Origin of the sequence: Dyadobacter pollutisoli, assembly GCF_026625565.1 — a bacterium.
In the GTDB taxonomy this organism is placed as follows: domain Bacteria; phylum Bacteroidota; class Bacteroidia; order Cytophagales; family Spirosomataceae; genus Dyadobacter; species Dyadobacter pollutisoli.
This window is the reverse complement of sequence record NZ_CP112998.1, coordinates 4,097,836-4,123,639: the sequence shown is the minus strand read 5'-3', so window position 1 is coordinate 4,123,639 and position 25,804 is coordinate 4,097,836. Positions and strand designations below refer to the sequence as shown.

At 46.7% G+C, this 25,804-nt stretch carries 14 protein-coding genes; 8 read left to right on the top strand and 6 right to left on the bottom strand.

All coding sequences use genetic code 11. The annotated features are described in order from the left end of the window. Window positions 1-195 precede the first annotated feature (195 nt). Window positions 196-3,276 carry a sensor histidine kinase gene (locus ON006_RS16860; protein ID WP_244820540.1) on the top strand — a complete coding sequence of 1,027 codons (3,081 nt, stop codon included), beginning with the start codon at window positions 196-198 and terminating at the stop codon, window positions 3,274-3,276. Between the two features lie 11 nt (window positions 3,277-3,287). Here ON006_RS16860 and ON006_RS16855 read toward each other — a convergent pair whose 3' ends face one another. Continuing rightward, window positions 3,288-5,642: a PAS domain-containing hybrid sensor histidine kinase/response regulator gene (locus ON006_RS16855; protein ID WP_244820539.1), complete on the bottom strand. Its 2,355-nt coding sequence runs from the start codon at window positions 5,640-5,642 to the stop codon at window positions 3,288-3,290. A 522-nt stretch (window positions 5,643-6,164) separates the two neighbouring features. Here ON006_RS16855 and ON006_RS16850 point away from each other — a divergent pair. From ON006_RS16850 to ON006_RS16830, 5 genes are all read left to right on the top strand, one after another. Then, entirely contained in the window at window positions 6,165-9,224 is a 3,060-nt protein-coding gene (locus tag ON006_RS16850) for a SusC/RagA family TonB-linked outer membrane protein (protein WP_244820538.1), read from the top strand. 26 nt (window positions 9,225-9,250) lie between these two features. Next, the gene (locus ON006_RS16845; protein WP_244820537.1) at window positions 9,251-10,819 is read left to right on the top strand and encodes a RagB/SusD family nutrient uptake outer membrane protein; all 1,569 of its coding nucleotides are present in this window, start codon (window positions 9,251-9,253) and stop codon (window positions 10,817-10,819) included. A gap of 20 nt (window positions 10,820-10,839) precedes the next feature. After that, entirely contained in the window at window positions 10,840-12,432 is a 1,593-nt protein-coding gene (locus tag ON006_RS16840) for an arylsulfatase (RefSeq protein WP_244820536.1), read from the top strand. A 52-nt stretch (window positions 12,433-12,484) separates the two neighbouring features. Continuing rightward, complete coding sequence (locus ON006_RS16835; protein ID WP_267609885.1) at window positions 12,485-16,258, top strand: sulfatase-like hydrolase/transferase; 3,774 nt, start codon at window positions 12,485-12,487, stop codon at window positions 16,256-16,258. Window positions 16,259-16,530: 272 nt separating this feature from the next. Further along, window positions 16,531-18,345: a sulfatase-like hydrolase/transferase gene (locus ON006_RS16830; RefSeq protein ID WP_244822757.1), complete on the top strand. Its 1,815-nt coding sequence runs from the start codon at window positions 16,531-16,533 to the stop codon at window positions 18,343-18,345. A 7-nt stretch (window positions 18,346-18,352) separates the two neighbouring features. Here ON006_RS16830 and ON006_RS16825 read toward each other — a convergent pair whose 3' ends face one another. The 5 genes from ON006_RS16825 to ON006_RS16805 form a co-directional block, all read right to left on the bottom strand. After that, complete coding sequence (locus ON006_RS16825; protein ID WP_244822758.1) at window positions 18,353-18,556, bottom strand: hypothetical protein; 204 nt, start codon at window positions 18,554-18,556, stop codon at window positions 18,353-18,355. A gap of 86 nt (window positions 18,557-18,642) precedes the next feature. After that, window positions 18,643-18,840 (bottom strand): hypothetical protein, encoded by a 198-nt coding sequence (locus ON006_RS16820; protein WP_244822759.1) that lies wholly within the window; start codon window positions 18,838-18,840, stop codon window positions 18,643-18,645. A 31-nt stretch (window positions 18,841-18,871) separates the two neighbouring features. Further along, complete coding sequence (locus ON006_RS16815) at window positions 18,872-19,369, bottom strand: DUF6934 family protein (protein WP_244822760.1); 498 nt, start codon at window positions 19,367-19,369, stop codon at window positions 18,872-18,874. 168 nt (window positions 19,370-19,537) lie between these two features. Next, complete coding sequence (locus ON006_RS16810) at window positions 19,538-21,163, bottom strand: NADP-dependent glyceraldehyde-3-phosphate dehydrogenase (protein ID WP_244822761.1); 1,626 nt, start codon at window positions 21,161-21,163, stop codon at window positions 19,538-19,540. A gap of 92 nt (window positions 21,164-21,255) precedes the next feature. Then, window positions 21,256-22,602, bottom strand: a complete 1,347-nt coding sequence (locus ON006_RS16805; RefSeq protein WP_244822762.1) for an MATE family efflux transporter — start codon at window positions 22,600-22,602, stop codon at window positions 21,256-21,258. A gap of 173 nt (window positions 22,603-22,775) precedes the next feature. Between ON006_RS16805 and ON006_RS16800 the strand changes: the two genes are divergently transcribed. Both ON006_RS16800 and ON006_RS16795 read left to right on the top strand, forming a co-directional pair. After that, window positions 22,776-25,202 carry a TonB-dependent receptor gene (locus tag ON006_RS16800; RefSeq protein ID WP_244823201.1) on the top strand — a complete coding sequence of 809 codons (2,427 nt, stop codon included), beginning with the start codon at window positions 22,776-22,778 and terminating at the stop codon, window positions 25,200-25,202. 145 nt (window positions 25,203-25,347) lie between these two features. After that, on the top strand, window positions 25,348-25,797 hold the full coding sequence (locus tag ON006_RS16795) for a response regulator (RefSeq protein WP_244822763.1): 450 nt from the start codon (window positions 25,348-25,350) through the stop codon (window positions 25,795-25,797). The last annotated feature ends 7 nt before the right edge of the window (window positions 25,798-25,804 follow it).

Genomic DNA, 25,804 nt, shown 5'->3' with positions numbered 1-25,804 from the left:
GTCAGAATTCATTTTGTAGCTGAATTTCTACAAACATATAACTTTAAACGTTAAAAACTTTAATTCTGTGTTATTTTTTCAAAAATAGTACATCATGAGGCTTAAAGTTTGTCGAATTAATTTTATATAATTGCACGTGTACTACATCAATTTGTATTGAAGAGGCTTTTAACCATCCTACTTTTCGTTTTATTAATGTCAGAAAATACTGTGGCCCAAACGGGTTACACAGTGACTCATTTTACTGATGATAATGGTTTGCCCCAGAACAGCGTCAAAAGTCTTGCGCCTGATGGAGAGGGATATATATGGCTGGCAACTGAGAACGGACTGGCGCGGTTTGACGGCCATCATTTTTACTATGTCGATAAGTCTTCCCTGGGCATTACCAGCAGCCGTTTTTATATGCTGTTACCGTCTATCCAGAACAATGGCAAGCAGGCAATGGAATTGGCAAACTGTGCATTGTACGCGGCGACGGACGGTGGCGAATATGTGCGGATCGAGAATGGAAGGGCGTGGAACGATTCGGCGTATACCGATGGAAGGATGAAGCGCGTTCCGTTTATCCGGGAAGGCGACCGGAATACGTTTTTGGCTGCGGGCCTGCCCAGCTACATGAGCGACATTGCCAGGCCGAAACATTATGTAATCTCAGTCGGATACGGAACCGGAAATACGTATGTGATCGACAGCTCCTCGGTGTCGTTTTACAATGATCAGAAGAGGTTATACAAAACACCTGTTGCCGGCAAGTCGTTCTGGAAATTCTTTACGATGGGCCGGGTGCTGTACCATCTGGACGAGGGTGGTACCCTGAGCAAGATCACGGGTAATGGTATTTCTAAGGTTGACATTTCCGGTGACCTCATTCGGGACAACGGATACGATACCCATTTTGACCGACTGGCCCTGTATTGGAACATTGCGAGCGATCAGGTCTATTTTTATTATCGTAAAAAACTGTATTCGGTCGATAAAGAGCGAAACGGAAGGCTCGCCACCAGTCTAGTACTGCAGGATTTTGACCTCGAAAGTTTCAATATATATTCCGTTCACCGTGAGACAAAGACCGGGACGTTATTCCTGGGCAGCATTTCGGATGGCCTTTTTGTATTGACGAAACATTCATTTGAAACGCTGACGCATGATGGCGAGGATATGGACAATGTCTTTTATGCCCAACTGGATTACAGTAAAAATTCTGTCATGACACCTACCGGGATCATTTTGGGAAAAGATCCAGTTACCGGAAAGACCTTTTCTGATAAGATTCCTTTTCTGGAAAAGATCAACCAGAATGATAAAAGAACCCTTTTGAGGGATAAGACCGGGCTGGTATGGGTCAAGGCAGGCGACATACTGTACCGGCTGGACATGCATCTTGAGAAGATTGTCTATGAACAGAATTTTGGTGAAGAGGTCAAACACCTTTTTGAGGATAGCCACGGAAACATCTGGATAGGACTTGCCCAGCGATTATATTTCATCGACATGGCGCAGCCTGTGCCTAAACCCAGGCAGATCCAGGACAACATGAGGGTAACCTACTTTCAGGAGGACCGTGAGGGGAAAATCCTGGCAGGAACAATCAGCGGACTTTACTCATTTGGGGCCAATGGCCAGAAGAACGGACTTGTACCGGCGACAAAGGATTTGTATATCAAGAGTATATATGTAGACAATGAAGGCCGTACATGGATGGTGGCCAATCAGGAAGGGTTGTTACTGTACAGTAATCATAAGCTGGTGCGCTTTCCGCTCGATAAAAACAAATATCTGGGCAGGCCGCATTGCATTGTGGAGGACAATAGGGGTTTTTTCTGGATACCGACGGACAAAGGATTGTTTCAGATGGCTGTGGAAGACTTACTGAACTATGCGAAATTGCCGGTTTCGGAATTGTTCTATATGTACCATTCGAAAGGCGACGGGTTACGGACGAATGAATTCAATGGCGGCTGCCAACCTTGCGGAGTAAAACTGGAAAGCGGGTACATTTCGCTGCCATCATTGAAGGGGTTGGTATGGTTTAGTCCTGATCAGATTACTGCCAAAGTTCCGGACGGACGCTTTATGCTAGACAGAATACAGGTAAACAGCAGCTTTCTGCCGACAAACGGTGACACACTAACACTTCCGGGCGACCCGGTGCAAACCAAGTTTTACTTTTCAACACCTTATTTTGGCAATGTAAATAACCTGAATCTGTCTTATGCTTTGGTGAAAGAAGGATATGCTGTCCGGCCGACAGACTGGATACCGATTCCAGGTTCAGATTTCAGCATTACCTTTTCGAATCTGGATCCCGGGACGCACAGGCTCATTGTGAGGAAGATAAATGGCTTTGGAAAAAATAACTACACGACCCGGACGATATTGGTCATTGTACCGCCTGTCTGGTATCAGAACTGGTGGGTGAGAGTGCTGTTTCTGATCGGGTTTTTGTTCGTCGTTTACCTCTATAATAGTTTACGGCTGAGAAATATTTCAAGGGAAAATGCGCGGCTGGAAGAGATCGTCGCCAAACGTACCGAGCGCCTCAACCGCGCACTCAGCGATATTGAAGCGTCTAAGAACGAAATGAGCAAACAGATACATATGCTGTCGAGGCTGCTGGCCTCCATGACACATGACATTCAGTCCCCGCTCAACTACATTATACTGACCTCCGGGGCGATACCTGCGATGGTCAAAAAAGGCGAGGTCGAGACGGTCGCAGAGATTGGGCAGGTTATTTCCAACTCGTCGCAGCGGATGAGCGATCTGCTGCGCGGCTTGCTGGATTATGTTAAGCTGCATGTGTACGGAAACAGTGTTCAATTTGAGGATGTTAACCTGAAAGTACTGGTTGAAAACAAATTTGAGATCTTTCGAAGCGTCATAGCGCTTAATGGGAACCAGTTTTTAAATGAATTACCCGACAACCTCACGGTATCATCAGACTATCAGATGCTTGCCATTATGATCCACAACCTCATTGACAACGCGACGAAATTCACCAGCAAAGGCGTTATCCGGGTTTTCTCCGAAACGGATGAGCAAGGTCAGGTAAGGCTTATGATCTCCAATACGGGCCAGGGTATATCCGATGAGCTGATGGAGGTTATCAATTCTCCTGACTTAGATGGAAACGAAGATATCATGAGGCCTTTCGGACGAAAAACAGGACTTGGCTTGCTGATTGTCAAAGAGATTGCGGAACTGATCCAGGTGCGGTTAACATTAACCCAATGCCCAGAAACGTGTTTTGTGATGACGTTCCCATTGATGTAATACTCCCGACTTCAGTTCCTGTACGAGGAGATTTTGGCATACAATTCTGCCGGGCTGAAAGGCTTGCTGATGTAATCGTTCATGCCGACGGTGAAAGCGATATCTTTAATGTCCAGCATCGCCGAGGCAGTGAGTGCGATGATCGGAAGCGTAGCATATTTAACCTCTGGCAGGCTCCGGATTCTCGCAGTAGCCTCGTAACCATCCATTTCGGGCATTTGCAAATCCATCAGGACCAGGTCGTAGTCCGTTTCCTGAACTTTTTGAAGAGCTATCAGCCCGTTTTCGGCAATATCGTATTCAACCTCCCATTGTTTCATGAAATTCTTCATCAGGAAGACATTGATGGTATTGTCTTCCACAATGAGCAGTTTCATTCCTTTGAGGCTGAATGTATTTTTCGAAATACCATTGGTATGTTCTTCGAGCGGTTTCGGGCTTATTTTGAAGGACATCGTAAAATAAAAAGCAGAACCCTTTCCTTGTTCGCTCGTCACATGAATGCTGCTTTGCTGCAATTCGAGCAGCTTTTTGGTGATGGTCAGCCCCAAACCCGAGCCTCCGTATTTTCGGGTCGTATCGGAAGTCGCCTGTGTAAAGCTTTCAAAAATGTTATCGATCTTATCCTTTGGAATACCTATGCCAGTATCTTCGACCTTGAAATCAATGGTAACCGTCTCGTTTTCACGCTTTGCGATCGATGCAGAAAGCGTGACTTTCCCGACTTCGGTAAATTTGACTGCATTGCTCACCAGGTTTGTTATTATCTGGCCGAGCCTCACCGGGTCACCGATCACATTCAGGTTCAGTTCGGTATCCACCATCAGTTTTAGACGGATCCCTTTTTCATTGGCTTTTTGAAGGACGCCTGAGCGGATGTTCTCGAGTAAAAAAAGAATGTTAAAATCGACCTCTTCAAATTCAATTTTACCAGCCTCAATCTTACTGAAGTCCAGAATGTCATTGATCAGTACAAGCAGGTTCTCTGCCGAAAATTTAAGGATATTCAGGAACTCCATTTGCTCAGGTTTGGGGTCCTGCTGCAAAAGAAGGTGTGTAAATCCGATCACAGCGTTCATCGGTGTGCGGATTTCATGACTCATGGTGGAAAGAAACTGAGACTTCGCGATCGCCGCCATTTCAGCTGCTTCCTTCGCTTTGATCAGCTCGGCTTCCGTCTTTTTATGCGTATCAATGTCCATGATCGCACCATATAGCTTCACCACCCGCCCCGACTGGTCCACAAAAGGCTTGCCTATGGCGTGTATGAACTTGATTTTACCGTCAGGCAAAACAATTCGCAGGTCGAAACTCGCAGGATTAAGATGATTGATCGCATCCTTAATGTGAGATTTGTACAGATGCAGGTCATCCGGATGAATCATTTTTGAAAACAGCTCGGTATCAGGTCCGCTGCTGTCCGGTTCCAGGCCGAATATCCTGAAAGCCTCGTCCGACCAGTAGTTCTGCCCGGTAACGAGGTCAGCTTCCCAGCTTCCTGAGTGGGTAAGCTGCTGTGATTCAGAGAGCATGGCTTCGTTGCGGCGAATTGCCTCCTCGGCACGTTTTCTATGGCTGATATCGTGCCACACGACCAGCAATATTTTCTTGTTATTGATCAGAACAGGATTCAATGTAACCTCAACCGGAAATTCCTCCCCATCCATTTTTTTATGGACCCATTCAAACCGGTTGTAACCCGTTTCGTAGGCGATACGATCCATCTCAACTGACTTTTCCGCTGATCTTCTGCCATCGGGCTGGTACTCCGGGGAAAACCGGGCCGGGTGAATAGAGAGTAGCTCGCTCTTGTTCTTGCACCGCAACATCTTCACCGCTGCCTCGTTGCAATCGACAATGCCCGTATCGTCCAGCAGCAAATGTGCGTCGGTGGAGTACTGAAAAATGACACTAAGCTTTTCCTCAACGATTTTTCGCTCCGTCAGATCTTGAAGCACACCATCCAGCTTTGGCGCGAGTTCCTTTTCCATCATCAGATCGTGCACGTCCGAAATAGAGCCTACCATGAGTTCAGGTCTGCCGTTTTCAAACTTAGCCGTGCCCCTGCATTCAAAATAGCGGTAGCCGTTTTTCTTTGTTTTAAGCCGCACCCGTACCTGGTAGGGCACATTATTTTCCAGTTGATCCTTGATCGCCTCAGTAACAACAATACGGTCGTCGGGGTGTACGAGCTGCTCGGTGAACACGCCATAGCCAGGTGTGATGTCCTCAGGCTGGTACCCCAGTAATTCATATAGCCGGTCCGACCAGACTTGTTTGCCCGTCTGAATTTCCCAATCCCATATTCCGGCGTTGATGCCGGAAATGACCATCTCCAAAGAAGCAGGTGTGAATTTGGATGCCATGGGAAATCGGGTGTATTTATTTTGTTAAATTTAAGATAAATTCGAGTTTTCCCGCATCAAATCAATGCCAGGGTCATGTTTCCTGATACCTTAAATATAAAAAAATATTCTTCGGTTAATTCCCTCTTCCCGATTTACCTCACGACAGTTTAATAAAAAAATATTTGTGTATTAATTTTTAATAAGTTTACTTTGTCTATCATATTTGTAGACTATATGATTTTGTCCGATTAACCACCAGTCAGGCAAAACACGATTTCAAAATTCTTATCGTACCTATGAAAGCGAAAGATTTACTTCTTACACCGAATGTTAATGTCGGCAAGATGGTGGTTACCAGTTGTCCCCGCCTCGTGCTTCCCTGTTGTTCCTGTTGTTGACTACGTCAGCATTGAGGTTCTCCCGAATTTTTAAGAGCTGATCTTATACCCATGCCTGTCGTTTCGGCGGAGTCTTGCTGCGTATATGTAGAACAGTTATGTGCCATTCATTCTGCATTTTTCATCCTATTGCTCATTTATAATGATTAAGAAAATCTACTACCTGATAATTCTGTCAGGCTCATTACTATTCGGTTCTGGCTATGCCCGGGCCCAGGATATTATATCCGGTGTTATCAGGGACGAGTCGGGCCAGGGGCTGCCCGGTGCCACAATTGTGGAAAAGGGCTCTTCCAGATATGCGCTTACAGATGTGGACGGCAAATTCAGCATCGCGGCCGCCAAAGAGTTTCCGTTTACATTGCAAATCAACATTACAGGCTTTCAGCAGCAGGAAATTGAAATTTACGAGCTCACTTCCGAGGCTGTTGAAGTAGTTCTAAAAACGGCCAACCTACTCGACGAAGTGGTTGTAATAGGCTACGGTGAGCAAAAGAGAAAAGACATTACCGGATCGGTAGCGTCAGTCCCGATTGAGATCAAAAGCCAGCCTGTGGCCTCTGTGGAGCGTTTATTACAAGGTTCCGTAGCCGGGGCAGTGGTTACGCAAACTTCCGGGCAGCCGGGTGGAGGCGTGAGCGTGCAGATCCGCGGGAACAACTCCATTACAGCCGGCAGCGATCCATTGTATGTGATCGACGGTTATCCGATCAACAATGATTACTCGGTAGCAGATGCGGGGGTGACGGACGGCTCGAAAATTAACCCGTTATCATCCATTAATACCGCTGATATTGAGAATATTGACGTTTTGAAAGATGCTTCCGCCACCGCTATTTACGGATCAAGAGGAGCCAATGGTGTAGTAATCATTACGACCAAAAGCGGTACCAAAAACAAATCTTCTATCAACTACGATGCCTACTACGGCACGCAGCAGGTTTTAAAGACGATTCCATTGCTGAATGCCGCGCAATGGTGGCAGCTGAGAAAGGATGCGGCCGTCAATTCCGGAAAAACGGTGTCCATTCCAAGCGTAACTGGTTACACGCTCGACACGACCGGCGCCGGTACCGACTGGCAGGATGCAGCATTCAGAAAAGCGTCCATTCAAAGTCACAACCTGTCCATTCTTTCAGGATCAGACAAAACCAGACTGGCGTTTTCTGGTAATTATTTCAAACAAAATGGTATCCTGCAAAACACTGATTTCAGACGTTTATCGGCTCGGGTCAATCTGGATCACCAGTATAACGACCGTTTCCGGGTTTTCACGAGCCTTTCGGCCAGCAATACCAAGGCCAATGTAGCTCCCACGGCCATTGTAGCCAACTTACTGCTCACTCCTCCGGCACTACCCATTTACCAGAATGACGGTTCTTTTGTGATCAACAGCCCATTCGAATCGGCGCTGCAAAACCCGATCAACTCACTATATAACCAGCTGAACGAGACCATTACCAATCGTTTTCTGGGGAACATTTCAGGAGAATATACCATTGCTGACGGATTGAAAGCGAAGATCCTCGTCGGTGCGGACATCATTGGCAACAAACAGAACCGTTACCTGCCCAGCACGACTGCGGAAGGCCAGGCTTTGAGCGGGGATGCGATAGTGGGTTCTATATTTACCAGTAACTGGCTGAATGAGAACACGATCAGTTATGATAAAGAGATCAATGAAAAGAACAAAATCAATGCAGTAGCAGGTTTTACGGCACAGGTTTCGGAAACCAAAGGTGCAATCGCAGAAGCTGCCGGCTTTGCTACCGATGCATTTGAATACAATAACCTGGCGACCGGTATTACCAGCATCGCACCGCGTTCGCTGGCCAACAAATGGGCGCTGGCTTCGTACCTGGGTAGGATCAACTACATTTTCGACGAGCGTTACCTGTTCACATTCACATTACGCGCCGACGGATCATCCCGTTTTGGCGACGGTAAAAAGTGGGGATACTTTCCCTCGGCTGCATTTGGCTGGAATATCAATGAAGAAAAATTCTTTCAGCAATTCAAAAAAGTCAGTCTGCTGAAACTGCGTCTGAGTGCCGGAACAACCGGAAACCAGAATATTCCTTCGTACCAGTCGCTTTCGCAGCTGAGTTACTTTCGCTATAATTTTTCGAACACGACGGTTTCAGGTTATGCGCCTAACACGGTCCCTAATGCGAACCTGGGCTGGGAAAAAACATTCCAGGTCGATGCGGGAATTGATTTGGGTCTGTATAAAAACCGCATCAGCATCATTGCCGATTATTATTACAAAAGAACGACCGATCTGCTGCTGACCCGGACGGTACCGGGTACTTCGGGCCTCTCGGATTTCTATAATGGGCAGGCGTCTGTCGTGTATCAGAACATTGGAGAAGTATCCAACCAGGGAATTGAATTATATGTCAATTCACGTAACCTCGAAGGCGCTTTTAAATGGAACACCATTTTTATTTATTCCAAAAATACCAACAAGATCCTGAGCCTGGGCGAGGGTGTGAACCAGATCATTCCGGTGATTTCCAATCCTTCCATTGCGAAAGTAGGTTACCCGCTGGGCTCATTTATTGTCTACAAAACAGACGGCATCATTCAGCAAGGTGAAACGCCGCTTACCCCGCAGCAAAACAAAAGTCCGGGTGGGCAGAAGTACCAGGATATCAATGGGGACGGCGTGATCACGCAGGCCGGCGACCGGGTTGTCATTTCCAATCAGCCAGGCTTTACGACTGGTCTTACCAACACATTCAGTTACAAAGGCTTCGACCTGACCGTGTTCTTCCAGGCTTCTATCGGTGGTAAACTTTACAATGCAAACCGCGCCAACCTCGAATTGGCAACGGGGTATGTGAATGGTTCGGACGTCCTGCTGAACCGCTGGTCAACAACGAATACCAATACCGACGTAAAAGCTGCATTCCAGGATCCAGCGATCACGATTTCAGACCGGTTCATCGAAGACGCGACTTACTATCGTTTGAAAAACCTCTCATTCGGGTACACTTTCCCGAAGGAATTGCTGTCGAAAGCAAGGATAGAGAATCTGCGGATCTACATTTCGGCGCAAAACCCTAAAACCTGGACCAAATACACCGGTTTTGATCCGGAAGTGAGCTTGAATGGTCAGTCGCTGATCAACAAGGGCATTGACCAGGGCGTGTACCCCAACAACAAATCCTACCAGGTCGGATTATCATTAACATTCTGATGAAGCCAACATTAATTCCAATGAAAATGAAAGCATTTAAATATATAGTACTCGCTATCACCACCATAGCGGCCACTTCCTGCGAAGAATTCCTGAAAGAGGAACCAGAGGCATTTCTTTCAGAAGACCAGTATTACAAAACCCAGGCCGACGCCGTGAATGCGGTGAATGCCGTGTATTTCTTCCTGAATTCGGGCGGTTCGTCCATTCAGACACCTTATAATACATTGTTCAACACTGGGATGAACATGGCGAGCGATGACGAAGATCCGGGTCCTGGTGCTACCAATCCCGACGTGCGTTCGCTCTCAGTTCAGGCACATTCGTCTACCAATCTGCGGATTTATGAGCTATGGCAGCAGCATTATGCAGCCATTAAAAAGGCCAATGTTGTTTTAGAAAAAATACCGGCGATCGATTTTGACAATGCATTAAAAGCCAGACTGATTGGCGAAACGAAATTCCTTCGGGCGTTATATTATTTCAATCTGGTGCGGCTTTACGGCGACATTCCTTTGATTTTGGAATATCAGAAATTCGTGAATGCGGCAGACTATGCGATTGCTAAAACCCCTTCCACACAGATCTACGACCAGATCGTGAAGGATTTGACGGAGGCTGCCAGCGCGCTTCCCGCGACTTATTCCTCCCCGAATGTAGGCAGGGCGACAGCTGGCGCAGCGAAGGCATTGCTTGCGAAAGTATATTTGACGAAAGCTTCGTTACCGCTAAAAGTTTCAGCAAATTATCAGGATGCGGTCACCAAAGCAGAGGAAGTACTTTCATCGGCTGACGGCGGAACGGGTACATATGGCTACGACCTGGTTAATAACTATGCAGAAGTGTTTCTTCCTGCATTTAAAAACAACAAAGAGCACATTTTCTCGGCGCAGTTCAAATCCAACTCATTGGCGCAGGGAAATAATGAAAGTCCCCGGGCCATACTCTCTGGTATTCCCGGACTGAGCGGCAACTATGCCCATATGGTCCGTTTTTACACCAATGGTACCGACAAGTTTTTCAGTATTTACAAATTATTTAAAGCTACTGACAAGCGCCGGGATGTGACGTTTGTCAGAAATTTCACCAGTCCTACCAATGGACGGAAGTATGGATTGAGCATTGCCAATACAGCTGTTCCCGCCGACTCGACGCCTTTCTGGAACAAATGGTGGGACCCTAATTCTACGGCGGTAACCAACCAGTCGGCGGCTAATGTGCCTATTATTCGCTATTCTGAGCTGCTTTTGATCCACGCGGAAGCCGAGAATGAAGCCAATGGTCCTACCGCCAAAGCTTACAAATCGCTGAACAAAGTCCGCAACCGCGCGGGTTTGCCTAACCTGACAGCTGGTATCACCAAAGATCAATTCCGTGACTCGCTGTACCTCGACCGCCGGTTGGAACTGGTATACGAGTACCAGCGCTGGTTTGACCTGATCCGTCAGCGTGACGCAGCATACAACGGCACATTTGTGACCAATTTGCACAAAGTAGGAAAGACCAATGCTGCGCCTAAGCACGCGTTTTATCCGATTCCGCAATCCGAAATTGATAACAATGCATTGCTGAAACAAAACCCGCTTTGGGAGTAGCAGTCTTCTCAAACAGGGTCATGATTGATTCATTGAAAAAAATAATAGCATTCCTGGTGTGGATAGTCACGGGGCTTTGGCTGCCGGCTGTCCATGCGCAGGGCCAATCCAAAAAGCCCAATATCATCCTCATTCTGGCCGACGATCTGGGCTTTTCGGATTTAGGGAGTTTCGGTTCGGAAATCAATACGCCTAGTCTCGATAGGCTGGCTGCCAATGGTTTGCGGCTTACTCAGTTCTACAACAGTGGCAGGTGCTGCCCGTCACGTGCTTCTCTTTTGACGGGCCTGTATCCGCACCAGGCAGGCGTGGGTGATATGGTTCAAGACAAAGGAACGCCGGCATATCAGGGTTATCTGAATGAAAACAGTGTGACGATCGCCCAATTGTTGAAAAAGGCTGGGTACCATACGATTGTTTCGGGCAAATGGCACGTGGGTCTGGTTCCGTCTGCACTGGCGAACAACCGCGGTTTTGATCATTCATTCACATTGCAGAACAATGGCAGCAGCTATTTTAACTCCGAGCCGCTTTACAACGATGGCCGGAAAGTGACATTCCTGCTCGATGGCAAGGAAATCTACCGGCAGGATTCCTCGAAGTACCTTACCCAGGCGATTACCGATTTTGCGATTCAGTCATTAGATAAAGTGAAGGATGATACTAACCCTTTTTTCCTTTATCTGGCCTATAATGCCCCTCACTGGCCGATCCAGGCGTTGCCGGAAGACATTGCCCGCTACAAGGGCAAGTACCTGCAAGGTTGGGATTCGGTGAGAGATGCCAGATATCAAAAGCAGAAAGAGCTGGGTATTATTTCAAAAGAATGGACACTCTCGGAGAGGTATGAGAATGCGCCGGACTGGAACTCACTTTCGAATGCTGAAAAGGAGCATTGGGATACCAGAATGGCGATTTATGCAGCTATGGTGGATCGGATGGATCATAGCATTGGCGAGGTTTTGGAAAAATTGAAACAGCTCAAAAAAGACGAAAACACGCTGATCCTCTTTATTTCGGACAATGGCGGAAGTGGTGATACTGTGAAACAATGGGACTATGTATCACAGAAAAATGGGGAACCGGGCTCGGTGGCTTCTATTGATAGCTACGATCCGCCCTGGGGCAATGTCAGCAACACGCCATTTAAATTATTCAAGAAAAACACACACGAAGGCGGCGTCGCTTCACCGTTCATCGCCTACTTCCCGGGAACTGTGATGCCCGGCGCGATAAGCCATCAGGTAGCGCACCTTACCGACATTATGCCCACTTTTTTGGACTTGGCCGGGATACATTATCCATCGGAATTCAATGACAAAAAGCTAGTACCTGCCGAAGGGAAATCATTGACTTATCTATTTAAAAATCCTCAGTTGACAAAGCCCAAAACCGTTTTCTGGGAGCATGAAGGCAGCAGGGCCGTGCGGCAAAATGACTGGAAGCTCGTGGCGGAAATTAACCAGCCGTGGGAATTATATGATTTGAAGAAAGACCGCACCGAAACGCACAATCTGGCAAACCAGTATCCGGAAAAGGTCATACAGCTGCAAAAAGAATGGCTGGAATGGTCACGTAAAGTGGGTGTTTTGGATTGGAATACCATCAAATGACAAGCTTTCAAATATCTAAATTTTAAATATTTATCATCATAAATTATTGATAATGAAAAGAATAATATTACGCTTCAATCGCTGGGCCTTGGCTGCGTTTACATTGTGGTCGGCAAGCGCAGTAGCCCAGCATGCGCCAACACAACCTTATCAGGGAAAAATCGGAAAGACCGTCGCGGAAACGCAGCAGGCTTGGCCGGAAGGAAAAAAAGCACCCAAGGGCGCGCCTAATGTCGTATGGATTCTGCTGGACGACATTGGTTTCGGTGCGATAAGCACATTCGGCGGGCTTATTAATACCCCTACGTTGGACAGTCTGGCCAATAATGGGTTACGTTACACCAATTTCCACACCACCGCGATTTGCGCACCGACCCGCGCTGCATTGCTTACGGGGCGCAACCAGCATTCGGCCCATATGGGACTATTCCCAGAAACTGCGATTGGTACGCCAGGCTATGACGCGATCATGCCTTTTGAAAAAGCGACGATTGCCGAAATCCTGAAAGATAATGGATACAACACTTTTGCCTTGGGCAAATGGCACATTACCCCGCTGGCTGATCTTACGCCCGCGGGCCCATTCAATCGCTGGCCGACTGGGCGTGGTTTTGAGCAGTTTTACGGATTCCCATCCCGCGGTAGCATTGACCAGTGGCATCCTGAACTGTGGGAAGGCGCGCACCGTGAACCGGATCGTCAGGATGGAAAGCATTTTAATGAATTACTGGCCAATCGCGCGATCAGTTATTTGTCAGGACAAAAATCCGGAAGCCCGGATAAGCCGTTTTTTCTGTACATCGCTACGGGTGCAGGCCATGCGCCGCATCAGGTTACAAAGCAATGGTCGGACAAGTATAAAGGTAAATTTGACGGAGGCTGGGACGAGTACCGCGAAAAAGTACTGGCCAATCAGATCAAATTAGGCGTTGTCCCTAAAAATACCAAACTACCCGACCGGAATCCGGGAATTAAGGAGTGGAATTCGCTTTCGGCGGACGAACAGAAGCTGTATGCGCGATTTATGGAAACCTACGCAGGCTTTTTGGAATACACGGATTACGAAATTGGACGGGTGATCAGGCATATCAAAGAGTCCGGGCAGCTGGATAATACTTTGGTGATCGTTTCGGTGGGTGATAATGGAGCGAGTAAGGAGGGGACATTTGTAGGAACTGTCAATAATTTCGGCGCAGAATTGCCGGAGGCACAAAGGCTCAAAAAGAACCTGGAACAGATTGACCTGATCGGTACCGAGTTTTCGAAAGTGAATTATCCGCTGGGATGGGCCGCTGCTACCAATGTCCCGTTCCGCCAGTGGAAGCAGGACGCCAATGCAGAAGGCGGTACCCACAATCCGTTGATTGTCTTTTATCCAAAACGCATTCAGGAAAAAGGCGGTATCAGAAGCCAGTACGGTCACGTGATCGACATTTTGCCCACGACTTTGGAACTGACCAACATCAAGGCACCCGTGGCTGTGAATGGTATCAAGCAGGATCCGATTGAAGGTACTAGCCTGGTTTGCAGCTTAAATGACGCTGCTGCGAAAAATCGCCACCTGGTTCAGTATTACGAGATTAAAGGTTCGAGATCGATTTATAAAGATGGCTGGAAAGCCGGTGCATTGCACGTAAGAGGGCAGGAGTTTGAAAAAGACAAATGGGAGCTTTATAACCTGAATGAAGATTTTAACGAAACCAATGACCTTTCGGCAGCACAGCCAGCCAAACTGAAAGAACTGCGTGCATTGTTTGAAAGCGAGGCTACGAAATACAATGTGTACCCGCTGAAAGATGGTACTGAGCCTTTTATATTGCCAACCGCTTATAATGATGTGGATAAAGTGGTGCTATATCCTGGTCAATCTACGATCATTGACATTGCCAGTCCATTTGCACTGAAACGCTCATTTTCGTTGATCGCTGATGTAGAAATTCCGGGTGTGAAAACGGAGGGTGTGTTGTTGTCGCGCGGAGGAAGTGCGGGCGGTCTGAGCTTTTTTATTCAAAATCATAAGTTGCAGTTTGTATACGCGGTCGGTGATGGAACGAAGTATACAGTAAGCTCCGAACATACCAGGCTTCCAATTGGCAAAGCAGAGCTGAAAGCCAGTGTGAAATATGATCAGAACGGTACAGGAGTGATCAGTTTGTATGCCAATAATGTCAAAGTAGGAGAGACGGCGATACTGGCCAATCGCGCGATCAGTTATTTGTCAGGACAAAAATCCGGAAGCCCGGATAAGCCGTTTTTTCTGTACATCGCTACGGGTGCAGGCCATGCGCCGCATCAGGTTACAAAGCAATGGTCGGACAAGTATAAAGGTAAATTTGACGGAGGCTGGGACGAGTACCGCGAAAAAGTACTGGCCAATCAGATCAAATTAGGCGTTGTCCCTAAAAATACCAAACTACCCGACCGGAATCCGGGAATTAAGGAGTGGAATTCGCTTTCGGCGGACGAACAGAAGCTGTATGCGCGATTTATGGAAACCTACGCAGGCTTTTTGGAATACACGGATTACGAAATTGGACGGGTGATCAGGCATATCAAAGAGTCCGGGCAGCTGGATAATACTTTGGTGATCGTTTCGGTGGGTGATAATGGAGCGAGTAAGGAGGGGACATTTGTAGGAACTGTCAATAATTTCGGCGCAGAATTGCCGGAGGCACAAAGGCTCAAAAAGAACCTGGAACAGATTGACCTGATCGGTACCGAGTTTTCGAAAGTGAATTATCCGCTGGGATGGGCCGCTGCTACCAATGTCCCGTTCCGCCAGTGGAAGCAGGACGCCAATGCAGAAGGCGGTACCCACAATCCGTTGATTGTCTTTTATCCAAAACGCATTCAGGAAAAAGGCGGTATCAGAAGCCAGTACGGTCACGTGATCGACATTTTGCCCACGACTTTGGAACTGACCAACATCAAGGCACCCGTGGCTGTGAATGGTATCAAGCAGGATCCGATTGAAGGTACTAGCCTGGTTTGCAGCTTAAATGACGCTGCTGCGAAAAATCGCCACCTGGTTCAGTATTACGAGATTAAAGGTTCGAGATCGATTTATAAAGATGGCTGGAAAGCCGGTGCATTGCACGTAAGAGGGCAGGAGTTTGAAAAAGACAAATGGGAGCTTTATAACCTGAATGAAGATTTTAACGAAACCAATGACCTTTCGGCAGCACAGCCAGCCAAACTGAAAGAACTGCGTGCATTGTTTGAAAGCGAGGCTACGAAATACAATGTGTACCCGCTGAAAGATGGTACTGAGCCTTTTATATTGCCAACCGCTTATAATGATGTGGATAAAGTGGTGCTATATCCTGGTCAATCTACGATCATTGACATTGCCAGTCCATTTGCACTGAAACGCTCATTTTCGTTGATCGCTGATGTAGAAATTCCGGGTGTGAAAACGGAGGGTGTGTTGTTGTCGCGCGGAGGAAGTGCGGGCGGTCTGAGCTTTTTTATTCAAAATCATAAGTTGCAGTTTGTATACGCGGTCGGTGATGGAACGAAGTATACAGTAAGCTCCGAACATACCAGGCTTCCAATTGGCAAAGCAGAGCTGAAAGCCAGTGTGAAATATGATCAGAACGGTACAGGAGTGATCAGTTTGTATGCCAATAATGTCAAAGTAGGAGAGACGGCGATTGGGAAAACCTCGGATGCATTGTATCTGCATGAAGGCGTGAATGTTGGGTTTGATGATCTGACACCGGTAGGGGACACCTACAAAGTGCCTTTTGCCTATACCGGAAAAATCAACAAGGTGACGATTGATTTGGATCCGGGCCAGCAGGCGCAGTTGCGGACTGGGAAATGATGTAGGTTGTGTTGTTACATGCCTGAGAGCATTTTAAAATACGTGAATAACGGTGCTAAAGGCGGCCGCCAAGGTTACGTGCCTAACGGCACTTGCGGAATGAGGAATCGCGTAGCGATGTAACCTCGGTAGCAAAGAACGGTATATTAAACATATTTCAAATCGCGTAGCGATGCAACCTCGGCGGCCGCGCGCGGTAGCAAAAACGATACATTAATGCATCCAAAATCGCATAGCGATGCAACATTGCTAGGAACGAAACAACGATTCAAATGAAAAAACAACTGGTAGCAATTTTATTAACGATCCTCGTTTTTAGCAAAATCAATGCACAAGATCGTCCCAATATTTTGTGGATCGTCAGTGAAGATAACACCACTATGCTCGGCAGCTACGGTGACAAGTTCGCTACGACGCCCAATCTTGACAAATTCGCTTCCCAAAGTATCCGGTACAAAAATGCATTTTCCACAGCTCCCGTGTGTGCGCCTTCGCGTAACACACTGATCACGGGCATGTACCCACCTTCTCTAGGCACGGAACACATGCGTAGTAGCTACCCTGTGCCCGATTTCGTTAAATTCTTCCCTCGGTATTTACGGGAAGCCGGGTACTATACTACCAATAATGCTAAAAAAGATTATAATACGGACGATCAATCTGAGGATGCTTGGGACGAGTCGAGCAATAAGGCTACTTACAAGAACCGCAAGCCGGGCCAACCTTTTTTCGCAGTTTTTAACCTGAATGTTTCGCATGAAAGTTCACTGCATGAGCCGGTAGCCTCATTACAACACGACCCGGAAAAAGTGGTTTTGCCACCTTACCATCCGGCCACTCCTGAGTTGAAACACGATTGGGCGCAGTACTATGACAAGCTGGAAGAAATGGACAGGCAGTTTGCGAAACTGTTGGAGGAGTTGGAGGATGAAGGATTGGCGGAGAACACCATTGTTTTTTATTATGCAGATAATGGTGGTGTGTTGGCGCGAAGTAAGCGATTTATGTATGAGTCGGGATTGCATGTGCCGCTGATTATTCATTTGCCGGCAAAGTATGCGCATCTGGCAAAGGAAAAACAGGGTACTACGTCGGACCGGCTGGTAACTTTTCTCGACTTTGCGCCGACTGTTTTGAGCCTCACCGACATCAAAGTGCCTGGTTATATGCAGGGAGGGGCTTTTTTGGGGAAACAGCAAAGGCCAGAACCGCAGTATGCGTACGGGTTTCGGGGAAGGATGGACGAGCGGATTGATATGTCCCGATCTGTTCGTGACAAAAAGTACCGTTACATCCGTAATTATTTGCCTAACAAAATTTATGGCCAATACCTTGAATATCTGTGGCGTGCGCCGTCGGTGAAATCCTGGGAGGATGCTTACAAAGCGGGGAAGCTGAATGCTGATCAGTCTAAATTTTGGGAGCCGAAGCCCGCCGAGGAACTATTCGATGTGGAAGCAGATCCGCATAACATTCGTAATCTGGCGGAGGATCCAAAATACAAGTCGGACCTGCTGCGTTTGCGAAAAGCCAATGATCAATGGGTGCGCAGTCTGAAAGATGTGGGCTTTATTCCGGAAGCCATACTATTTGAAATAGCGAAGAAAACACCGCTGTACGATTATGCGAGAAGTGGCCAATATCACCTTGAAAAGATCATTGCGACGGCAGATATGGCTTCCTCTCGAAACGGTGCGCATTCCAAAGAATTGATCAAAAGACTGACTGACCCAGATCCGGTAGTAAGGTACTGGGCTGCGACTGGTCTTGCAATTTTGAAAGATGGCTCAGCCAAGGAACAGCTCAAAAAGTCATTGAATGATTCAGAGCCAGCAGTTCGGATTGCAGCGGCGGAAGCATTGTATGTCACAAACACGGACAAATCGGGAGCAATGACGGCCTTAACAGAAACGTTGAAAAGTGATAACCCTTATGTTCGCCTGCAATCATTAAACATTCTGGATTTGACTGGAAAAGATGTAGAACCTGCGCTAGGGCTTGCCAGAAAGATAGCAGACCAGAAACCGGAGATGTTCGATTATGATATTAGGGCTGCCAGGGTGCTTTTGGAGAAATTAGGGAAGTGAAGTAAGATTATTTCTTATGTTTTTCTTTGAATCCAGACCAATCTACTTTTTCGAGAATTTCGGTCATTCGCCTATTTTTTTCTTTGAAGAAAGGATCTTCGGCTAATCGCGCAAACAGAGCTTCATTAATTTCAGGAAAAGAGTCATCCGGGGTAACTTTTCCTGGCAATTCTTTGCTTGCTTTTTGTGATTTTTCTTTCGTCGCTGGCATAATGTATGTGACTTACAGAATTTAATTTACGAATTTGGATGAATACGGCTCGTATGGCCAATAAGTTTCGTAAGGAATACTTACTTCTACGATTTTTTAGAAATCTGGGACCAATCTACTTTTAACAATGCTTCCTCGGCTTCCTGATGTTTTTTCTTGAAGAATGGTGACTGAGCTATAATTTCAAAGAGTGCCTCCTCAGAGAGATGAGAAGGATCACTGGAAGAAAATGGAGTGTCAATTTCTTCCAGTGCTTTTTGGGAATTTTCTTTAATAGACGGCATAGTGTTGTAGATTGATTCATTCAAATTTAACCTATTTTTTACATTTGATCAAGATCCTATCATATTTGGTTCCTAGAACGTATTCTTCAATGTGATCCTTAACAACGCCGATTATCTCGAATGATTTGCACAACTCCTCAAAATTTGAGTTTATAGCCCTCTGGTAGAGATTAGTCCTTTGATTTCGTCCAAGCTCGAAAGATTTTTTATCCATAAATCCGGAGAAAGACAAAATTGCAGTTTCATTTTTATGCATGAATTCGATGGCGACCTTTGCAACAGTTGCGATAACTTTTGGCATATCACCATTGTTGCTCCTGGAACTGTCGTCAATCATCCATTGTCCGTTGATAATCTTAAAATCACCGAATGCGAGATTGTAAATTTCTTGACCCGGGAGGTTAGTGAACTCGCTTAAAATTCTGGTAATTGACACTGATTTCGTAATGTTTCCATAAGTGCCTTCACTAACAAAAAAGTAAAGATTGGCATCGCCAGATTTGCGATAAGAGTAAGACTCTTTATTCATTAGGTTATGATATAGTATGTGTTCTGTAAAGGGTAAAGGAATTTTAGTCTCTGATTTAATCTTGCTATCGCATAATATTTAGTAAAACAACAAAAACGGCGTGCTCCAAATGAATGGAGCACGCCGGATATTTTTCAAACTTTTATCTGTTGATCAAACTGATCTGCCTCAGAAAATAAACTTCGTACTCAAAAAATTCGAGCTGTCTTCGTGTACTATTTCGTTGATCAGCTGCTTGTTGGCTTCGTTCATTTTGAATGCTACCAGGGAGCGTATTGAGAAGGCGCGTATGGCGTCGGGAACGGATAAGGTTCCTTCGGCGCTGTCTTTGCGACCTGTGAATGGGAATACGTCGGGGCCACGCTGGCATTGCGTGTTGACATTCACGCGGCTAACCTGGTTCACCAACGGATCGATCAGCGACGCTACTTCTGCTGCATTGTTACTGAAAATGCTCACCTGCTGTCCGTGTGTCGATTCGATCAAAAACTCAATCGTTTCTTCCAAATCATCAAACGGTACCACGGGCACGATCGGGCCGAATTGCTCTTCGTGGTACAGCTTCATTTTGCTGTTAACCGGGTAAACCACAGCCGGATAGAAGAATGATCCTTCTGATTTTCCGCCATTTTCATTCACAACCTCCGCGCCGTGCGTTAACGCGTCGGCGATACAGTCGTTGAGGTAGTCAATCTTATTGGTTTCAGGAAGGGGCGTTAGCGACACGCCTTTTTCCCACGGCATCCCGAATTTCAGCTCAGATACAGCCGCATTGAATTGCTTTAAAAACGCGTCGGCTATGCTCCGGTGTACCCAGATGATCTTCAAAGCCGTGCAACGCTGACCATTAAACGAAAGCGAACCGGTAATGATCTCTTTCACAGCCAGGCTGATGTCTGCATTTGGCGTAACAATCGCTGCATTTTTTGCATCGAGCCCAAGTACCGCCCGTAAACGGTTTACCTTCGGGTGTGACTTTTTCAATTCATTCGCAACCTTACTGGAACCGATCAAGGTAAGTACATTGATCTTCCCGGATTGCATCAGGCCCGGAACAATGGCGTTACCACGACCGTAAATGATGTTTACTACGCCTTTTGGGAAACTGTCACGGAATGCTTCCTGCAATGGGTAATGCAGCAGCGTACCGAATTTCGGAGGTTTGAAAAGAATCGTGTTACCCATAATCAGTGCGGGGATCAGGGTCGTGAATGTTTCGTTGAGCGGGTAATTAAATGGTCCCATACAAAGCACGACACCAAGCGGCGAGCGCCGTACCTGTGCTGCAATGCCATCCACAATGTCAAAACTGGACGAGCCTCTGTCGAGGTTTTTTAAGGAGTCAATGGTAGCGTAAATGTATTCCACGGTACGGTCAAATTCTTTGACCGAATCCGCAAATGACTTACCGATCTCCCACATGATAAGCTTAACAATGATGTCCTTTTGCTCGATCATCTTACCTGTAAACTGCTCCACACAATGAATCCTTTCCGCAACTCCCATTGTTGGCCATTCGCCGCGACCATTGTTGTAAGCCGCTACCGCCGCGTCCAGTGATTGTTCAGCTTCCGTGGCGGTGCAAACCGGGTAGCTGCCGATCAGCTTACGTTCGAGACCGGCTTCTGTGCGGACGCAAATCGGCGAATACACTTCGTGGACGGGGCCATCCCAGGGTCTCATCTCCCCATTGCTGAGGTACTCGCGCTGGTGGATCAGTGTAGGCAGGCTGAATTCTGCCGGAATGTCTTTTTCTTCAACAAAGATGTTCTTTAACGTGGAGTTGAAATCCATTGATTCAGATTTTTGTGGATAAAGAATAAAAATAAAAGCGCACTGGGGTAATGACGAAGTTTTTGACTTATATCCTTAGTAACAACTCAAAATTATGTAAGGTTTTCAGGCAAGACCTGATTTCTCTTCGACATTTTAAAGAATCGGGTCATCAGAAAAATAGATGCCATAGTAAGCCCAAGTATCAGCCCAAGCCACATTCCGGAAGCCCCCATGTCGAAATGGAATGCTAATACATATCCAAATGGAATTCCGATCACCCAGTATGCAATGCCGATCAGGATCGTGGGTGTTTTTACATCTTTGATCCCTCTCAATAATCCGGCGCCGATGGCCTGCGTGCTGTCTGAAATCTGAAAAACAGCGGCAAAAAGCAAGAGTAACGCGGCCAGGGTCGTTACCTCCAGATTGTTATTAAATGCCTGGGGAAGCTGAAACCTGAAAACTGCAAAGGTAATCGCGCAAAAGGTGCCGTAGATGAGGGCGGTAAGCAGCGTGCTTTTCCCGATCACAAATATTTTCTGCCAGTCGCCGCGCCCGAGCGCATTGCTCACGCGGATAGAACCCGCCTGCGCGAGGCCCATCGAAACCATGAATGTAAATGACGCGCAGCTCAGAGCGATCTGATGTGCGGCCTGCGAAACGGCGCCTAAGGTGCCGATGATGATACCGGAAACAGCGAATGCGCCAGCTTCCATGCCTATCTGCAAACTGCTCGGTACACCGATATGCAGGAGCTCACGCCAAGTTTTCGCATTTAATTTCCATTGATTACGGCCCACAGCAATGTATTTTTCAAAAGTTTTGTGACGTAAAACGACAAAACCCAATGCAAGGAACATGCAGCTTCTGGTAATCAGCGTTGCCCAGCCTGCCCCTTCCAGTTCGAGCCGTGGGAAGCCCCAGTTGCCGTAGATGAGCAGCCAGTTGAGCAGAATGTTAACGGGCATTCCCGCTAATGAAAAAACCATAGCGGTACGGGTATGTTCCAGACCGTCTGCAAACTGTTTGAGGGTCATGAAAAGTAACATTGGAATAATGGAAAGCCCCATTAGCTTCATAAAGGGCATAGCCAGCGTTACCACTTCCGGGTCTTGTCCCAAATGATGTAGCAGGTCCTTACCAAATACGAGCGTTGCCGAAATGGCCAGAGCGGTCAATGTACAGAGGCAAAATCCATTGAAAAGATAATGTGAAACGAGTTGTGCGTCGCGGCGTCCGTTGGCCAGGGACACCATTTGTGAAACTGAAATGGTCATTCCGATACCGATTACGAACGGAATGTTCATGGCATTGATCACCAATGCGGCGGCTGCAAGCTGTTTGTAACTGATAGCGCCCACCATCGCGCTGTCGATAAGATGGAGGGCCATTTGGGCGAGCTCACCGATAATAATTGGAAATGCTAGTTTTAAAGTTTGTGATGCTTCGTTTTTCATGGCGTTGTGAAGAATTGACTAAAAAGGGATGCAAAGTTAGACAAATACGGGGCAGAGACAGAACCTTTCGTTTTAATATATCATTACGGTAGAGTAAAACAGGGCCTGAAAACGGTTTTCTATTGTTAGTAAAAACAATCAAAAGACTATTGGAAAAATATTACAAAAACGGGATGGGCATTAAAAAGATAGGGGTCGGGATATTGGTTTTTATACTGTGCGGCCAGTTGCAGGGTTTTGCCCAAAGTTCTGAAAAGTTGAAAATTACAGGAAAAATTATTGACAGCCAGACCAGCACCCCGCTGGGATATGCAAGTATAAGGCTGTTCCGCAGTACGGATAGCAGCTTTGTTGCTGGCGCTATTACGGATGAAACGGGTGGATTTGTGGTGGATATCGTGGCTGGTGGCTACTATGCATTGTCTGAATTCATTGGTTATAAGCCTCTTGTAACACCGGGCGTCAGGTTGACCGCGGCTAACGCTCCGCTTGACCTTGGCACATTGAAAGTAATACCTTCCGCGAAAACACTGGACGAGGTAACGGTGCAGGCTGAAAAGAGCTCGATGGAATTGTCATTGGACAAAAAAATATTCAATGTAGGAAAAGACCTTGCGAATGCTGGTGGTACTGCCGTCGATATCCTCACCAATGTGCCGTCGGTAGCCGTGGACGTGGAAGGGAATGTAAGTTTACGGGGAAGTGGGAATGTCCGCATCCTGATCGATGGCAAGCCTTCGGGACTGGTGAGCATCAAAGGAGCGAGTGGATTGCAGCAGTTGCAGGGTAGTATGATCGAGCGTGTGGAGATCATTACCAACCCATCGGCACGTTATGAAGCGGAAGGTATGGGCGGGGTGATCAACATTGTTTTGAAAAAAGAAAGAAAGGAGGGTATCAATGGTTCCTTCGACATCATCACGGGACATCCGACCAATTACGGTGCGGCCGCCAATGTGAATTACCGCCGCAAAAACCTGAATTTCTTTATCAATTATACGATGTCATACCGGAATACGCCGGGCAAGAATTTCGTGTACCAGGAGCTGTACCGCAACGATTCCACATTCATTATGGAACGGGACATGCGCAGTAACCTGAAAGGGATGAACAACAGTGCGAGAGGTGGAATTGATTTTTATTTCAATCCAAAAAATATATTGACAGGGTCCTACACCTGGCGGACAAGCAAAGGAAAACGGTTTTCGACACTGAATTACAGAGATTACCTTTCGAACCTGAGTAACCTGACTACGATCACAAACCGTACACAGGACGAGACGGAGACGGAGCCAAACTCGGAGTATTCGATAACTTATAAAAAGACATTCAACAGAAAAGGGCAGGAATTAACTGCGGATGTGCGCTACCTGGACAACTGGGAAGACTCGGACCAGTATTATCATGAAAATGTATTTAAAGGCGATGGAAGTCCCTCCGGTATTCCGCCGCTGCTGCAAAGAGCTGTAAATTACGAAACTGAAAAACAGCTGCTTTTTCAAGTGGATTACGTGCATCCTTTTGGCAAAGACGGAAAGTTTGAAGCGGGTGCGAGAAGCAGTTCCCGTGACATGACCAATGATTATACGGTGACGCAGCAAACCAATGATGGGGGCTGGATCACGTTGCCTAATCTTACAAACGACTTTCTTTACGAGGAAAATATCAATGCAGCTTACGGAATTGTGGGTAATAAAACGGGTAAGTTTTCCTACCAGGCCGGTGTGCGGGCGGAATGGACGGGCGTAACCACGGAATTGAAACAAACCAAGGAAGTGAATGCGCGGAAGTATGCCAATTTATTTCCCAGCGTACACGTTACCTATGATTTTGCGAAACAAAATGCCTTTCAGCTGAGTTTTAGCCGTCGTGTACGCAGGCCACAGTATAACGACCTGACCCCCTTTGCGACTTATAGTGATAACCGTAATTATTGGAGTGGTAACCCCGACCTTAACCCGGAATTTACCAATGCCTTTGAATTGGGACATATTAAATATATGTCGAAGGGATCATTGACATCCTCGGTCTACTACCGGCATACCAATGGTAAAATTACGAGTATCAGGAGAGTACAGGAGGACGGAAGTTCCTACACCCGTCCCGAAAACCTGGGTACCGAGGATGCGTATGGAGCTGAATTTACCAGCTCATTTACACCCTATCAATGGTGGAAGCTGGATGGTAGCGTGAACTTCTTCCGTGCGATCACGGATGGTACCGGCCTGGACGAGGATTTTAAGAGTGATACTTACAGCTGGTTTGTGCGGACGATGTCGCGGTTTACATTGTGGAAAAGCGCCGACGTACAGCTGAGAGGTAACTACGAAGCGCCACAGCAGACGCCACAGGGCAGAAGAAAGGCATTGGCGACGTTGGATCTTGCGGCTACCAGGGATATTTTGAAGAACAATGGTACACTGACACTCAGCGTGATAGATGTATTTAATTCACGCCGTTTCCGCTCTATTACCGAGGGGCCTAATTTCTACGCGAGAAACAGCTCTCAGGGACGTTTGCGACAGATTAACCTCACGTTTAACTATCGCTTACATCAGGCGAAGAAGAAGCCAAAAGAGGGTGTAGAGGGTGAATTTTAATGCTTTTGATTTCCTTATGCGCTTTTTGTTGTGTATCTTGTTATTGATTTTACGCCTCTTCTCTCTCAAAGTACCGTTAAGGAGTTGATTTTTGTCATCAACATCCCTTTTACATTTCATCTACTAAGCAATACATAATCAGGTTATGAGCGCAAAACCAAATAGATCAATTTTCCTTGCTGACGACGATGCAGATGACTGCATGCTGTTTGAAGACGCATTGAAAGAGGTGAGTACTACCACGGAACTTATAACTGCGAATGACGGAGTAGAGTTGATCAGTTTGATGGAAAACGCTGTACCACCTCCCCCGGACGTCATTTTTCTCGACCTGAACATGCCGCGTAAGAATGGTTTTGAATGTCTGGAACAGATCCGGAGCACAAAAGCATGGGAAGCTATTCCGGTGGTGATATTCTCGACGACGGGACAGGAAGAAATGGTAAGGAAAGTGTATGCGCAGGGAGCCAATTTTTTCATCAGAAAACCAGGTTCTTTTCCAAAGTTGAAACAGGCGATCAAGCAGGTCCTGGACACCGACTGGACCAAGCAAAATTGGAAACCGGCTGCTGAAAACTTCTACTACCAGTACTAAACCAACT